This is a genomic window from Pseudonocardia sp. MH-G8 (assembly GCF_002262885.1).
Lineage (GTDB): Bacteria > Actinomycetota > Actinomycetes > Mycobacteriales > Pseudonocardiaceae > Pseudonocardia.
The window spans coordinates 25,391-40,486 of the sequence record NZ_NKYF01000021.1 but is presented as its reverse complement, the minus strand read 5'-3'; the positions used below and the strand labels follow the sequence as shown (position 1 = coordinate 40,486).

Annotated in this window: 13 protein-coding genes; 1 reads left to right on the top strand and 12 read right to left on the bottom strand. The window is 70.6% G+C overall.

All coding sequences use genetic code 11. The features are described 5' to 3' along the window. Window positions 1-11: 11 nt before the first annotated feature. The 7 genes from CFP66_RS33105 to CFP66_RS33075 all read right to left on the bottom strand — a co-directional run bounded on the left by CFP66_RS33105 (window position 12) and on the right by CFP66_RS33075 (window position 7,489). Window positions 12-1,124 carry an NDMA-dependent alcohol dehydrogenase gene (locus CFP66_RS33105; RefSeq protein ID WP_094929183.1) on the bottom strand — a complete coding sequence of 371 codons (1,113 nt, stop codon included), beginning with the start codon at window positions 1,122-1,124 and terminating at the stop codon, window positions 12-14. A 41-nt stretch (window positions 1,125-1,165) separates the two neighbouring features. After that, complete coding sequence (locus tag CFP66_RS33100; protein ID WP_094929182.1) at window positions 1,166-2,221, bottom strand: substrate-binding domain-containing protein; 1,056 nt, start codon at window positions 2,219-2,221, stop codon at window positions 1,166-1,168. Between the two features lie 22 nt (window positions 2,222-2,243). Beyond that, window positions 2,244-3,314, bottom strand: coding sequence for an ABC transporter permease (locus tag CFP66_RS33095; RefSeq protein WP_094929181.1), 1,071 nt, complete (start codon window positions 3,312-3,314; stop codon window positions 2,244-2,246). Continuing rightward, window positions 3,311-4,876 (bottom strand): sugar ABC transporter ATP-binding protein, encoded by a 1,566-nt coding sequence (locus CFP66_RS33090; RefSeq protein ID WP_094929180.1) that lies wholly within the window; start codon window positions 4,874-4,876, stop codon window positions 3,311-3,313. Before CFP66_RS33090 ends, CFP66_RS33095 begins: the two co-directional genes overlap by 4 nt. Window positions 4,877-4,893: 17 nt before the next feature. Continuing rightward, complete coding sequence (locus CFP66_RS33085; protein ID WP_255413909.1) at window positions 4,894-5,631, bottom strand: enoyl-CoA hydratase/isomerase family protein; 738 nt, start codon at window positions 5,629-5,631, stop codon at window positions 4,894-4,896. 227 nt (window positions 5,632-5,858) lie between these two features. Next, window positions 5,859-7,052 carry a CaiB/BaiF CoA-transferase family protein gene (locus CFP66_RS33080; RefSeq protein WP_094929178.1) on the bottom strand — a complete coding sequence of 398 codons (1,194 nt, stop codon included), beginning with the start codon at window positions 7,050-7,052 and terminating at the stop codon, window positions 5,859-5,861. After that, window positions 7,049-7,489 (bottom strand): MaoC family dehydratase, encoded by a 441-nt coding sequence (locus CFP66_RS33075; RefSeq protein WP_094929177.1) that lies wholly within the window; start codon window positions 7,487-7,489, stop codon window positions 7,049-7,051. Before CFP66_RS33075 ends, CFP66_RS33080 begins: the two co-directional genes overlap by 4 nt. A gap of 164 nt (window positions 7,490-7,653) precedes the next feature. Between CFP66_RS33075 and CFP66_RS33070 the strand changes: the two genes are divergently transcribed. Further along, window positions 7,654-8,484 carry an IclR family transcriptional regulator gene (locus CFP66_RS33070; RefSeq protein WP_158228298.1) on the top strand — a complete coding sequence of 277 codons (831 nt, stop codon included), beginning with the start codon at window positions 7,654-7,656 and terminating at the stop codon, window positions 8,482-8,484. A 17-nt stretch (window positions 8,485-8,501) separates the two neighbouring features. On the opposite strand, the gene CFP66_RS33065 is transcribed toward CFP66_RS33070, so the two are convergent. The 5 genes from CFP66_RS33065 to CFP66_RS33045 form a co-directional block, all read right to left on the bottom strand. Further along, window positions 8,502-10,691, bottom strand: coding sequence for a glycoside hydrolase family 2 protein (locus CFP66_RS33065; RefSeq protein WP_094929175.1), 2,190 nt, complete (start codon window positions 10,689-10,691; stop codon window positions 8,502-8,504). A gap of 9 nt (window positions 10,692-10,700) precedes the next feature. After that, the gene (locus tag CFP66_RS33060) at window positions 10,701-11,549 is read right to left on the bottom strand and encodes a carbohydrate ABC transporter permease (protein ID WP_158228297.1); all 849 of its coding nucleotides are present in this window, start codon (window positions 11,547-11,549) and stop codon (window positions 10,701-10,703) included. A 19-nt stretch (window positions 11,550-11,568) separates the two neighbouring features. Next, window positions 11,569-12,513 carry a carbohydrate ABC transporter permease gene (locus CFP66_RS33055; RefSeq protein WP_094929173.1) on the bottom strand — a complete coding sequence of 315 codons (945 nt, stop codon included), beginning with the start codon at window positions 12,511-12,513 and terminating at the stop codon, window positions 11,569-11,571. A gap of 30 nt (window positions 12,514-12,543) precedes the next feature. Continuing rightward, window positions 12,544-13,899 carry an ABC transporter substrate-binding protein gene (locus CFP66_RS33050; protein ID WP_094929172.1) on the bottom strand — a complete coding sequence of 452 codons (1,356 nt, stop codon included), beginning with the start codon at window positions 13,897-13,899 and terminating at the stop codon, window positions 12,544-12,546. A 61-nt stretch (window positions 13,900-13,960) separates the two neighbouring features. Then, the gene (locus tag CFP66_RS33045) at window positions 13,961-15,013 is read right to left on the bottom strand and encodes an alpha-L-arabinofuranosidase C-terminal domain-containing protein (protein ID WP_094929171.1); all 1,053 of its coding nucleotides are present in this window, start codon (window positions 15,011-15,013) and stop codon (window positions 13,961-13,963) included. Window positions 15,014-15,096: the final 83 nt, after the last annotated feature.

The following is a 15,096-nucleotide window of genomic DNA, read 5'->3' as shown; positions in this document are numbered from 1 at the left end:
ACCTCGTCCAGTCAGTGCTCGTGCAGGACCACGCCGCGGACGTTGCGCCCCTCGCGCAGGTCGTCGTAGGCCTGGTTGATGTCCTGCAGCTGGTATTTGCGGCTGACGAGCTCCTCGAGCCGCAGCTTGCCGGCCTGGTAGTACTTCAGCAGCCGGGGGATGTCGCGGGTGGGGTTGGCGTTCCCGAAGAGCCCGCCGCGAAGCTGCTTGGCGTAGATCGTCAGCTCCAGCGGGTCGATCGGCAGCGGCCCCTCGTTCTGCCCGATCCCGGTCACCACGCAGGTGCCCATCTTGCGGATCGCGCGGAAGGCCTCTCCGATGTGCTCGGGCTCCACCCGCCCGATCGTCACGATCGAGACGTCAGCGCCCTGGCCGTTCGTCTCCCCGTGGATCACCGGCATCGCGTCGGCGATCGAGCCGAAGCTGTGCGTCGCCCCGAGCTCCTCGGCGAGCTCCCGCTTCGCCGCCACCGGGTCGACGGCGACGACGATGCGGGCGCCGGCGTGCGCCGCCCCCTGGATGGCGTTCATCCCGACGCCGCCGGTGCCCATCACGACCACGACGTCGCCGGGGCGAGTGCCGCCGGCGTACACCGCGGACCCCCAGCCGGTGGTCACCCCGCATGCCACCAGGCAGGCGTGCTCGAACGGGATGTCCTTGTCGATCTTGATGCACTCCTGCTCGGGGGCGACCAGGTAGTTGGCGAACGTCCCGAGCCGCTGCATCGCGCCGATCCCACGACCGTCGGCGAGGTGGAACCGCGGCGTGCCGTCGAGCATCATGCCCAGGAACATGTCCTTGCCGCCGTCGCAGATGAACTGCATGCCCTGCGCGCACCAGTCGCAGACGCCGCAGCCCGGGATGTAGGCGGTGGCGATGTGGTCACCCGGCTCGACCCGGGTGACGCCCTCCCCCACCGCGACGACGACGCCGGCGCCCTCGTGCCCGCCGACGAGCGGCAGCGGCTGGTCGAGGTCGCCGGTCGTCAGGTGGTCGTCGGAGTGGCAGAGTCCGGACGCCATCACCTTGACCAGAACTTCGTTCGCCCGGGGCTCCTCCAGCTCCAGCTCCTCGACCGACCACTTCTCACCGACGGCGTGGATGACCGCTCCGTTGATCTTCATCGCTCGAACTCCTTCTCCGGGTTGTGAGATGGTGGCAGCGTTCAGAAACCGGTACCGACGAACTGGGCGACGTTCTCCTTGTTGATCAGCGGCCCCTCCAGGAGGACGCGCTGCGGCAGCTCCTCGCCCAGGCAGGCCTTCGCCGCGGCGGCGATGGCCTCCGGCGCGTCGAGCGGGTAGACGACGCTCGCCTCGTAGTCGCCGGCGTTGACGGCCTCGATGGCGTTCTCCGCCCCGTCGAAGCCGATCACGAACATCTCCGAAGCCCGGCCCGCCTCCTGGATCGCCTGCAGCGCACCGAGGGACATCTCGTCGTTGTGCGTGAACACTGCGTCGATCTCGCCCGGCCCGAACCGCTGCAGGAAGTCCTGCATGACGGTCAGTCCCTGGTCGCGCGCGTAGTCCGCGGTCTGGCTGGCGATGACCTGGATGTTCGGGTGCTGGGAGATGACGTTCTCGAACCCCTGGTGGCGCTCGTTGGTGGCGCTCGCCCCCAGCGTTCCGGTGATCTCGACGATGGTGCCACCGGCGGGGCCGAGTTGGTCGACGATGTACTGACCTGCGGTCTCGCCCGCCTGAACGCTGTCGGCGGCGACGTGCGCGACGACCGGGGCGTTGACCGACCGGTCGTGCGTGATCACCTTGACCCCGGACTCGGTGGCTTCCTTGATCACGGGGGCGAGGGCGTCGCTCTCGAGCGGCGTGATCACCAGGACGTCGATTCCCCGCGTCATCAGGTCCCGCACCTGCGAGGACTGGGTGATGGCGTCGCCCTGCCCATCGGTGGAGAACACCGTCATGTTCGGGAAGTTGCGCTTCGCCGCGTCCTCGAGCGCCGCCTTCTGCGCGACGCCGTACGGGTGGGAGAGGTCGTTCTGGGAGATGCCCACCGTGCAGGCGACGGCGGCCGGGTCACCCTGCACCGTCAACGCCTGCTGGCACTCCGGGCCGCACGCGTTGCTCCACTCGATCGGCTGGGGCGGTCCGCTGCCCTTCGTGCCCTGCGTCGCGCTGTTGGAGCAGCCTGCTGCCGCCAGTGCGGCCACCGCTGCGAAGCCGAGGGCGGCAGTGCGCCACCCAACCGATCTGATCACCATTGATCCTCCTTGGACTGGCCGGTCATCGAGTGCGTGTCCGCCGCCGCATCCGCAGAGCCGTCGACGTGATGACGACGGCGGCGACGATGATCACGCCGCGGACGATCTGCTGGTCGAAGGCATCGACACCGAGCAGATTCAGAAGGTTCGCCAGCACGGCGAGCAGCACGGCGCCCAGGACCGCGCCGGTGACTCCACCGATGCCACCCATCAGGCTCGTGCCGCCGATCACCACTGCGGCGATCGCCTCGAGCTCCATCAAGTTGCCCGCCGTCGGTGCGCCGACACGGAGCCGGGCCGCCGTCATCAGGCCGGCGAGCGCCGCGGTGAGCCCGCTGATCGCGTACACGCTGATCCGGATCCGGTTGACGCGGACGCCCGACAGGCGGGCGACCTCGACGTTGCCCCCGACCGCGTAGACCTTGCGGCCGAACGGCGTGTAGCGCAGCACCACCCAGGCCGCCGCGGCGACCACCAGGAAGATGATCAGGGGCCCGGGGACGGGACCGATCTCCGCGCTCCCGAAGAAGTCCCAGACCGCGCTGTCGATCGTGAACGCCTGCGGCCCACCGCCGGAGATCCGCAGTGCCACACCGCGGGCGATCACCAGCATCGCCAGCGTCATGATGAACGGCTGGACACCGAGGTAGGCGACGCCGAGTCCACTGAGGATCCCGAACGCGAGGCCGATGAGCAGACCGATCAGGAGCACCAGCACCGGCGACATGCCGCTGTCGGCCAGCATCGCGCAGGCCACGCCCACCACCGCGAGGATCGATCCGACGGACAGGTCGATCCCGCCGCTGAGGATCACGAACGTGGCACCGACGGCCACCACGCCGACGATCGCCGCCTGGCGGGCCACGTTGATGAGGTTGTCGAGGCCGAAGAAGTTGGGTGAGAGCACGAAGGTGACGACGAGGAGCACCGCGAAGACGAGCAGCGGGGCGCCACCGGCGAGGACCGTTCGGGCGAGCGCGGTCAGCGCGCTGGGCCGCGGCCCCGTCCCGGGCGCCACGGCCTCGCCCGACCGTCCGCCATCGGGCCCGGACGCATGCGCCCGGGAATCAGTGCTGGTCGTCTGTTCGGTCATGCCGCCACCTCACTCACCATGTGTCGCGCGATGTTCTCCTCGGTGGCCTCCGCGCGGCTCAGCTCTGCGCAGATCCGCCCGCGCTGCATCACCAGGACCCGATCGGAGTTGAGCAGGATCTCGGGCAGCTCCGAGCTGATCAGGAGCACGCCGAGCCCCTGGTCGCAGAGCTGCCGGATGAGCTTGTAGATCTCCCCCTTGGCGCCGACGTCGACGCCTCGCGTCGGCTCGTCGAGGAGCAGCACCTCGACGCCCGCCCCGACCCACTTGGCGATGACGACCTTCTGCTGGTTGCCGCCGGACAACGTGTCCACCCGCGTCGCGGTGTTCGGGGCGCGGACCGAGAGGTCGGCCATCAACCGCTCGGCCGTCGCGCGCTCGGCCCGCCGGGCCAACCACCGCCGTCGGCCGACGGCGACGTCCACCATGGTCATGTTCTGCGCCACCGACATGTTCATCAGCAGGCCCTCGGCCTTGCGGTCCTCGGTCACGAACCCGATGCCCGCCGCGATCGCTTGGTCGGGGCGACCCGGCGGCAGCTCCTGGCCGCGCACGACGACCCGCCCGGCGGCGGAGCGGTCGATGCCGAACACCGCACGCGCGACCTCGGTGCGACCCGCCCCTCGCAGGCCGGCGACCCCGACGACCTCCCCGGCGTGCACGGTGAAGCTGGCGTCGGTGAAGCCCGCCCCGCTGAGCCCCTCGACCCGCAGGAGTTCCGCACCGCGGTCGTGCCCGACATGGGCGATCTCCCGGCGCTCGCTGACGGCCCGCCCGACCATCGCCGTCACCAGCGCATCGCGGTCGGTGTCGGCCACCCGCCCGGCAGCGGTGTGCCGACCGTCCTTGAGGACGAGGTAGGTGTTCGCCACGCCGAAGATCTCGTCGAGCCGGTGGGAGATGAAGATGACGGCGACGCCCCGCTCGCGCAGCGACCTGATGAGGTCGAGCAGCCGGTCGACGTCGTGCCCGCCGAGGACGGCCGTCGGCTCGTCGAGGACGACGATGCGGGCCCGCATGTGCAGGGCCTTCGCGATCTCCAGCATCTGCTGCTCAGCCACGGTCAGGTCCCGGACCGGCCGCCGGGGCTCGAGGTCGACGCCCAGCTCACGCAGGACGGCGACGGCGTCGGCGCGCAGTCGGGACCACGAGAGCGGGCGCCTGCTGACGGCGATGTCGTTGAAGAACAGGTTCTCGGCGACGCTCAGCGCCGGGAAGAGGCTGAACTCCTGGTACACGGTGGCGATGCCGTGTCCGGTCGCGTCCAGCGGGGCCGCGATGTCGATCGCCTCGCCGTCGATGCGAACGGTCCCGGCGTCCGGGCGGACTGCGCCGGAGAGAATCTTGATGAGTGTCGACTTGCCGGCGCCGTTCTCGCCGACCAGGGCGAGTACCTCCCCCGCGCGCACGGTCATGCTCACGCCGTCCAGGGCGCGTACGCCGGGATAGGACTTGCTCACCTTCTGCATCTCCAGGAGGGGTGGCGCCGTCGCCTCGCCGCGCTCGGTCGGGCGCTTCGCGCGGGCGCTGTGTTGATGATCCGCTCGCTGACGCTCGCTCATCTGTCGCTCCTCTTCCGTCAGCGGTCGGTGTGGGTGAGGAACCGGGCCCTGCGCTGCACGCTGTCGGCCCGACCGCGGCACACCGCCATGCCCGCCCGTTCCGCGCCGAAGCCGGCGTCCCGGCCGGCGCGCTGCCCGGCGGCCATCGCCTCCTTCACCGCCCGCGACACCGCGACGGGGGCGGCGGAAAGGCGCGCGATCCACTGCCGGGTGGTCTCCTGGAACAGCTCGTCGTCGGCGACCTCGTCGACGAGACCGAGCCGCAGCGCCTCCGCGGCATTGACCCGCCGCCCGGACAGGAAGAGGCCCAGCGCAGTGGCCCAGCCGACGAGGCCGGGGAGCCGCTGCGTCGCACCCCATGCCGGTAGGTGACCCAGCCCGGACTCCGGCTGCCCGAGGAACGCGGAGCGTGCCGCCAGCCGCACGTCGCAGGCCATCGCCAGCTCGAGGCCGCCGCCCAGCGCGTAGCCGTGCACGCACGCCACCGCGACGAGCGGGCCGGTGGCGATCCGGTCGAAGACCTGCTGCCCCCGGCGGGAGAAGGCATCCCCGCCTGCGTCGTCGAGCCGGTCGATCTCGGCGACGTCCGCACCCGCGCAGAATGCGCGGCCGGCGCCTTCGATCACGAGCACGCCCACCGTGGGCTCGGCGTCGAGGTGGTCGAGCACCGCAGCGAGCTCGGTCAGGGTCTGGCTGCGGATCGCGTTGAGCCGGTCCGGGCGGTCGAGGGTCACGTGTGCGACGCCGTCGACCACGTCGAGACGAACGTCCTGTCCAAAGGCTTGAGGCACCGTTGTCCTGCCTTTTTCTGATGGATGGAATCTTTCATCCGTTCAGTGGAACTGAGGCTATGGCGCGTCGGGTTCGCGTGTCAACGCATCCACGCGTTCCCGCCGACGCCGCCGGCCGGTCGCACCGGCGAGCACGGTCGGCCGCTCGACGCTCATCGCGTCGATCCCGCCCGGCTCGAGCAGCACGCTCGTCAGGGGCCGAGCACGCCCGCGGCGCGCAGCTGCGCGCCGCGGTCCGGCGAGACGCCGAACTCGCGCAGCACCTCGTCGGTGTGCTGGCCGAGCCGGGGCGGGGAGCGGCGAGGATGGCGCGGCACGCCGGACAGGTGCAGTGGGCTCCCGGTGGTCCGCACCGGCCCGGTCGGAGTGTCCAGCTCCCAGATCATGTCGTTGCGCGCCAGCTGGGCGTGGGCGAGCAGCGCGTCGTAGTCGTAGACCGGAGCGCACAGGATGTCCACGGCACCGAGCCGGTCCAGGCAGTCCTGCACCGGGTGCCGGGCGAAGACCGCGTCGAGCAGCGGCATCAGCCGGGCCCGGTTCTCCCGCTCCAGATCGGGCGTGGCGAACTCGGGCCGCAGGCTCAGATCCTCGACGTCGAAGGCGCGGCACACCGTGCGCAGCGGCTGGTCGCGGAACAGCCCGACGAGGGTGAACCACCCGTCAGCGGCCCGGAAGACCCCGGCGAGGTACTGGTTCACCCAGTTCGTCTCGAAGCGCCGCATCGTCCACTGGGTGATCTCCTGCATCTGGGCGGCCACCATGGTGTCCAGCAACGAGACGTGGACGTGCTGTCCGGCACCGGTGCGTTCGCGCTGCAGTAGCGCCAGCAGGATCCCCTGCACGAGCACCATCCCGCTGCAGAAGTCCGCGAGTGGCACCGGATGCAGGGTGGGGCGCCCGCCGTCGTCTCGGGAGTGCATCGCCACCCCGGACACCGACTGGGCGAGCATGTCCTGGCCGCCCCACGACGCCAGCGGCCCGTCGCTGCCGAACCCGGAGCCCGAGGCGTGGACGAGGCGGGGGTGCTCCGCGCACAGCTGCTCGTGCCCCAGCCCCAGCCGCTCCGCGACGCCGGGCCGGAAGTTGTGCACGAGCACGTCGACCTGACCGACCATCTGCTGCACGAGCTCGCGGCCGGCCGCTGCCTTGAGGTCGATCGTGATCGACCGCTTGTTCCGGTTGAGGCACAGGAAGTAGGCGCTCTCACCGCCGTCGGAGTTCGCCAGCTGATCGATGCCGCGGATGATGTCGCCGACCTCCGGGCGCTCCACCTTGATCACGTCGGCGCCGTGGTCGGCGAGGACCTGGGTGGCCGACGGGCCGAGCATCACCTGGGTGAGGTCGAGGACCCGGACACCGGACAGCGGCAACACCAGGGCGGTCATGCGGCCCTTCCCGTTCCCGCCGGCAGGAACTGCAGGATGTGGCGGGCGACCGCCACGGTCTCCCCGTGCTGATTCCTCGCCTCCACAGCAGACACCGCGCGCCGGGCGTCGTCGAGCCGCTCGGTGATCTCGTAGCGGACCGTCACCGTGTCGCCGATGAAGACCGGGCGGACGAACCGCACGCGGTCGTAGCCGTAGGAGACGGCGACGCCGCCCAGCTTGTCGATCATCATCGTGGACGCCGTCGACATGAAGCCCACGGTGAGTACACCGTGCGCGATGCGCCGGCCGTACCGGGTTCCCGCCATCGCCTGCTCGTTGACGTGGATGGCGTTCAGGTCGCCGGTGATCCCGGCGAAGAGGTAGACGTCCGACTCCCCGACCGTCTTGCTGAACAGGACGTGGTCACCGACCGTCACTCGCTCGAAGCTGTCCATGCCTGTCCCTCTCGGTCAGGGCCGCGGCAGCGCTGCCGATAGATGGAAGTTTAATGCCGTATGTTGGAATCGTCAACGCGGTCGGTCACACGAGCAGGCGTGGATACTGGGCGGCGACAGGACGATCCGACGATGCAGACAGGGACGATGTGACGAGCGAGAGCGTGGGCGCGGCGAGGAAGGCGTTCGCCGTGCTGTCCCGGCTGAGCACGTACCGCGACGGGGCGAGCCTCACCGAGCTCGTGACCGCGGTCGGCTACCCGCCCTCGACGATGCACCGGGTGCTCCGCGACCTCGTGGAGGCGGGCTTCGCGATCCAGGACCCGGTGACCAAGCTGTACTGGATCGGGCCGGAGGTCACCCGGATCGCCCGCCGGCGGCCCCAGGACGACCTGCTGCGCGCGATCGCCCGACCGCATCTGCAGCAGCTCGCGGACCGAACCGGCGAGACGGTGTTCATCTCGGTGCTCGGGGGGTTCGAGGTGCTCTCGGTCGACTGCGTGCTGTCCGGGCGCCGGTTGCGCATGTGGGGCGAGCCCGGGTCACGCGGGCCGCTGCACGCCACCGCGCAGGGCAAGGCCATGCTCTCCCGGATGCCCGAGACCGCCCGTGCCCGCGTCATCGCGGCGCTCCCCCTCGACCGGTACACCCGCAACACCATCACGAGGAAGGCCGAGCTGGAAGCCGACGTGGTGGCCGCCGCCGAGCGCGGTTTCGCGATCAACAACGAGGAGCGCGACGAGGGCTCCGTCTCGATCGCGGCCCCGATCGTCCATCCGGCAGGCCGGCTGATCGGCGCCATGTCGATCGGAGCACCGTTGCAGCGGTGGACGCTCGAGGAGATGATCCGCGAGTTCCGGCAGGACCTCCTGGAGACCGCGGCGCAGATCGCCGATCGGATGTCGGCGCTTGCGCACTCGCCGGGCGAGGGCGGGACGATCGAACTCCTGGCCGACGAGCCGACCGCTCGCACACCGACCGCCGGTAGCGGCTGAGGCGTTCACGTCCGGGATCAGGGCATCAGCCGGACCCCGAGCTCGTGCTCGACGACCCCCGGGTACCCGGCGGGCGCGGGCTGGTCGACGATGTCGTCGTAGTGGTTGTCGGCGAGCGGCTCGGAATCCGACGCGGTGAGCGAGAGCCCCACGGCGGCGACGTGCTCGCGGTGGTGCGGGAGCCGGGCGGCCCGCACCATCCCGTCCGGCGGGACGTCGAGCGTGACGGCGTCGGTCTCCCGCCGCCCGTCGTGGCACAGCACGCTCCAGCTGAGCGTCGCTCCCGGCAGGCCGCGCAGCAGGTCGTTGACCACCCGGACGTCCAGTCCGTCGGCGGTGACGTCCAGCAGCACGGCCACCGGTCGGCCGACCTCGCGGAACGCCCGCAGCGCGCCACCCGCCCCGTCGACCTTGGGGCAGCCCCAGTGGTCGAGGACGCCGTACCAGCTCTGCGGGCACGCGTCGATCCACATGAACTGGATGTAGCCCCCGTTCGGCCGCCACCGCTCCAGCCGGCACCGCTCGATGTAGAACTTCGTCAGGCGGTACTGGTAGTCGTGGTGGTCGGTGACGCGGTCGGGCTCCCGGCGCAGGCGCGCGGCGATCGGCCCGTCCGATCCGTACCGGGCCCGCGGCGGCGGCGCGTCCACCCCGAACTCGGTGAGCAGCCGGAACCGGGCGTCCCGCACGTCGGCGTAGGCCCCGCCGGTCAGCGAACCGGCGTAGACGTGCTCGTCGCCGCTACCGGGGTCCTCGGTGTCCCACGAGTTCGCGATCGTCGGCCGGGTCGGGTCCAGGGCCGCCACCACTGCGGCCAGGTGGTGGGCGAGGCGGCGGGTGGGCTCCCGCATCTCCTCCACGAGGATCCCGCCCTCGTTGACGCAGACCCACGCGGCGATGCTCGGATGCTCCCGCAGCGACCGCACCATCGCGCCGACCACGGCGGTGGCGCGATCGACGAACTCCTCGGTGTCCGGCACGACCCAGTTGAGGTCGGAATCCTGCACGACGAGCACGCCCAGCTCGTCGCACACGTCGTAGAAGGCCGGCTGCTCGACGTGCACGTGCACCCGCAGGCAGTTGACGCCCGCGGCGACGGCGGCGCCGACGTCACGCCGGTAGCGGCCCTCGTCCATGCTGCTCAGGTAGAGGTCGGGGAAGTAGCTGGTGCCCCGCAGGTAGTAGGGACGGCCGTTGAGCAGCAGGGCCGTGCGCTCCGGGCCCCGCTCCAGCTCGACCGTCCGGAACCCCACCCGGGACTCGTCGCGGGCGAGCACCTCGCCCCGCTCGCCCACCAGCTCGACGACCACGTCGTAGCGGTCCGGCGCGCCGCGGTCCCACGGCTGCCACAGCCGAGGACGGCTCACCCTCGCCGCTCCCGTCAGCCGGTTGCGGGCCGGGTCCAGGCGTGCGGGCGCCTCCGAGACGATCGCGGGCCGCATGCGGTCGGCCGGCGCGAGCGACACCCGCCACCGGAGGTCGTCGCGGGCACGCACCGACTCGACGTCCCACTCCACCGCGACCTCGCCCGTGGTGAGGTCGTCGGACAGCGTCGCGGTCACCTGCAGTTCGTGCGACCACACCTCGCCGACGCCCAGCTCGAGGACGGCGGGCCGCCAGATCCCGACCGGGTTCACGTCGCGGGGCACCAGCCCGTCCATGTGCTCGTAGGTACCCTTGACCATGGCGCGCTCGACGCCGAAGGCACGCTGGTCCTCCGTGCCCGCCACGATTCGCGCGTCCCACGGGGACGCGACCCGCACGACCAGCACGTTCGGCCGGCCGATCGTGAGCAGCTCCGCCACGTCGAAGTTGAACGGCTCGAAGTAGCCCTCGTGCTCGCCGAGGCGGTGACCGTTGAGCCAGACCGTGGCGTGGTAGTCGACGCCCTCGAACCGCAGCCGCGCGAACCGGAGCCGATCGCCGTCACCGGCGGGATCGACCGGGAAGTCGAGCCGGTACCACCACGCGTGGTCGTTGAACGACCGCAGCTGCCGTCCGCCCGCGTAGGGGTCGTCGGCGAGCAGCAGCTGCAGGTGGCCGAGCTCGGGGATCTCCTCCCAGCCCGACACCCCGTTGGCCGTGGTCGCGGCGAACCCCGGCTCGAAGATCCCGAGCCGCTCCCCGTTGTCGTGGACGTCCTGCAGGACGCGCCACCCGTCGCGCAGCTCGATCGTGCGCCGTCCCCCGACTCCGACGTGCTTCATTCCTGTGCGTCAGCCCTTCAGGGACCCGGCGAGGATCCCGTCGATGAACCGCTTCTGGAAGATCAGGAAGATGACGATGACCGGGAGGGTCCCGAGGAACGATCCGGCCATCAGGCTCCCGTAGTGCTGGCTGTACGGCGAGATCAGCGCCGGCAACCCGAGGCTCACCGTGAACATCGAGGAGCTCGTCACGGTGATCAGCGGCCACAGGTAGTCGTTCCACGAGGCCGTGAAGAAGAGGATCCCCATGACGGCGATGGTCGGCTGCGACAGCGGCACGATGACCCGCCGGAAGATCGCCCACTCGCTCGCGCCGTCGATCCGGGCCGCCTCGATCAGCTCGGTCGGGATCGTCGTCATGTACTGCCGGGCGAGGAACACGCCGATCGCCTGCGCCGTGAACGGCAGCACCAGCGCCCAGTACGTGTCGGTCCAGCCCAGCGTGGACATCATGTTGAACAGGGGGATGAGGATGACGTAGATCGGGAGCGTCAACGTGCCGATGACCAGGGCGAACAGCAGCTTCTTGAACCGGAACTCGAACTTCGCGAACGCGTAGCCTGCGGCGAGGGAGAGCGCGATGGCCAGCACCGTGCGCGCGAGCGCGATGATCGCGCTGTTGACGAACCACTGCACGAACCCGGTCTCCTGCAGCAGGTGCGCGTAATTGCCGAGGTAGACGCCGCTGGGGAGCAGGCGGAACGGCACGCTGAAGATCTCGTCGTTCGACATCAGCGATGCGCTCAGCACGTACAGGAACGGCACGAGCGTCACGACGACCGCCGCGATCAGCCACCCGTTGCCGAGGATGCGGACCAGCAGGGGACCGTCCGCCCGGGGTCTCGAGGTGGTCGTCATCTTCGCTTCCTTTCCGGTCTCAGTCGTCATGGGCCAGCGCGCGGAAGAGGAACAGCTGGATACCGGTGAGCACCAGCGCGATGAGGGCGATCACCCAGCCGATCGCCGACGCGTAGCCCTGGTCGAACTGCACGAACCCGACCTGGTACAGGTAGATCCCCAGCGTCAGCGCGGCGTCGGACGGGCCGCCCCCGGTCAGCAGCCACGGCAGTTCGAAGATCTGGAACGAGAAGATCGTGGCCTGCACCGCCACGAAGAGGATCGTCGGCCGCAGCAGCGGCAGCGTGACCCGGAAGAACGTCGTGCCCCGCCCTGCGCCGTCCAGCGCCGCCGCCTCGTACAGCTCGTTCGGGATGCCCTGCAACCCGGCGAGGAAGTAGAGGCTGTTGAGGCCGAGGTAGGTCCAGACCGCGATCATGATGATGCTGGGGAGCACCATCGCCTCGGACCGCAGCCAGTTCGCCGGCTCGACGCCGATCGCGCCCAGCACGGCGTTGGCCATGCCGAAGCGCGGTTCGAGCAGGAAGCTGAACATGATCGCGATGACGACGAGCGAGGTGACGTTCGGCAGGAACAGCGCGATCCGGTAGAAGCTGCGCAGCCGCTCGGAGCGCAGGACGAACGACTGCAGCGTCACCGCGAGCAACAAGGCCAGCGGCGACAGCACGAAGACGGTGCCGCACGCGTAGAGGGTCGTGTTCAGCAGCGCCCGCCCGAACCGGGCGTCCGACAGCAGCGCCACGAAGTTCTGCAGCCCGACGAACGAGGGCGCTTCGAACCCCGACTTCTCGTACATGCTGGTCTGCAGGGCCGAGAGCACGGGATAGAGCAGGAAGCACGCGTACACCACGAAGAACGGGAGCAGGAACAGGTACGGGGTGGCGCTCCCGCGCGTGCTGCGGCGCGCGACCGGGGGCCGGGCGCGCGGCACTCCCTGCACCGGGGTACCGGTCCGGATGGTCATCGGGGCTCCTTCCTCGGCGGTCGGGCCGGGCTACTGCTGCCGTGCCAGTTCCTCGCGCACCTGGCCCAGCGCGGCGGCGGGTTCGGCCCTGTCGTTCAGCACCGGGGTGATCGCCAGCCGGACGATGGCGTCGACGCCCCTGTAGAGCTGGGGCGACGTGCGCCACGGCGGGATCTGGTCGGCCACCTCCTGGTAGAGCGCGCCGATGTTCTGCCCGCCGTAGTACGCGGTGGGCGCCTGCAGCCACGACTCGGCGAGCGCCGGCTTGTAGGTCGGGAAGACCCCGCGCTGCTCGTACTCGAAGCGGGAGGCGTCCAGCGAGAAGTTGGTGAGCCGGACGATGTCCCAGCAGGCCTCGACGTTGCGGCTCTGCGCGGTGACGGCCTGGCCGGTGCCGCCCGCGAACGCGGTGGGCCTGCTCGCGCCGAGACCGGTCGGCAGGGTCTGCATCCGCCACTTCCCGGCCTGGTCGGGAACGTTCTTCAGCAACCCGGTGAACAGCCACGCCGGGCCGAGGATCGCCGCGTACCGGTTGGCCTGGAACGCCGCCCAGTACTGCGGGCCGTTGTAGTTGTTGTTGGCGTCGGCAGGCGCGATGTCGGCGATCCCGTGCAGGTGGACGAGGTCACGCAGCCAGGTGAGGGCCTGCTCGCCGGCCTCGCTGTCGCCGGCGTACCCGCCGTTCTCGTCGAAGAAGGTGCCGCCCATGATCTGGGTGACCATGTCCCAGTCGAACACCGAGAGGTCGTGGACACCGAACATCTTCATCTGCCCGGACGCGCTGACGACCTTGCCGGCCGCGATCACGTCGTCCCACGTGGCGAACGGCGTGGTGATGCCGAGCGAGCTCATGACATCCTCGCGGTAGGTGAGCGTGACCGCGTTGAGCTCCGTGCCGACGCCGTAGATCTTCCCCTGCCAGGACCACGGATCCACGGCGGCGGACCGGGCGAGGTCGGAGATGCTCGGCCCGATCCGCTCGGTCAAATCGAGGAAGGGCACCTCGCCGCTGCCGATGAACTGCGGGAACCGCTGGATCTCGATGTCGGCCATGTCCGGGGCCCCGCGACCGCTGACGAGCGCCGCGAGCAGCTTGTCGTGCATCTGCGCCCAGGTGAACTGCTGGAAGTCGACCGTGACGTCCGGGTGCAGCTGCGTGAACGCATCGGACTCGACGACGTGCTTGGCGATCGCGACGCGGCCCTCGTCGAAGCTCCAGTAGACGAGGTCCGTCGCCTGACCGCCCCCGGAGCCACCGCTCCCGCAGCCGGCCAGGCCCAGGGCCGCGGTGCCGGACACCGCGAGCGTGCCTGCGAGGAAGCCGCGCCTGGAGAGGGGGTGCGCTCTCGTCGCGGTGGAGGTCCGTCCGCGCTCTGGTGCGCCCATGTCCAACCCCTTCGTCGTCGGGTGCCGTTCCGGCCGTCGTGGATGTCGTGCGGTGTCGCGCTCAGCCGGTCCTGCGCCAGTCGCCGTGCGCGCCGACGGACCATCCGCCGTCGGCGACACCGGGGGGCGTGTGGCTGGTGACCTCGCAGAACGTGATGGAGTGCGGCGGCAGCGACGTCACGCCCTGCTCGAACGTGATCGCTTCCTTCTGCGGCTCGACGCGGCGCGGTTCCTCGACGCTGTTGTGGGCGTCGACGTGGTCGCCGGCCAGCACGGTGCCGGGGTGGGTGCCGGAGAGCGGGGTGTCCCCGATCTGCACGCTGCACGTCATCGCCTCGTCGGGGTGGCGGTTGACGAGCACGAGGACGACCCGGCTGCGCTCGGGGTCGCACGTCGCCACCCCGTCGACGACCGGCACCTCGGTGTCGCCGTGGCGCAGGGCGTCGGACACGAGCGAGCTGTCGGCCACCTCCGCGGGCAGGATGGTGGCGTACATGCTCATGACGTGGAAGGTCGTGCGCCGCACCAGGCCCTCCGGGTGCACGAAGAGCGGGCCACGCGTGTTGACGAGCGGGGCGAGGTTCGCCATCCGCACCGTGCGGGCGTGGCGCAGGCACGAGTTGAGGAAGCCGGCCGAGAACACGGCGTCGGCCATCGTGTAGGTGGAGTTGTCGTCGTTGCGGTCGCGCGCCGCGATCGCCTCGGGCGAGGACCCCCACGGGTGGTGCCAGCCGCGCAGGTTCCACTCGTCGAACGCGACGGCCACCCGGCCCTCGAGGCCCGCGACGCCGATCATGTTCTCCACGCGCCGGATCGCGGCGTCGGGCTCCAGCGACCGGCTCATGCACGTGAGGTAGTCGCTCGGCTCGTCGACGCTCTGCAGGTCGTCCCAGTAGCCGTGGATCGAGACGTAGTCGAGGAGGTGACCCGCCGACCGCAGCAGCGGAAGCGTCCAGTCCGGGTCCGGCCGCGCGGCGGCGAGCAGCGAGATCGACGGGTCGACCCGGCGCATCATCTTGGCCGCCTCGGTGACGAACCGGGCCCACTCGGCGGGCGCCTTGGCCCCCATCTCCCAGTGGCCGTAGTTCTCGTTGCCGATGCTCCAGTACGGCACGGCATGCGGCTCCGGGGTGCCGTTCGCGATGCGCCGGCGGGTGTCCGGTGCCGAAGAAGTTGAGCCACTGCCAGCGTGTCTGA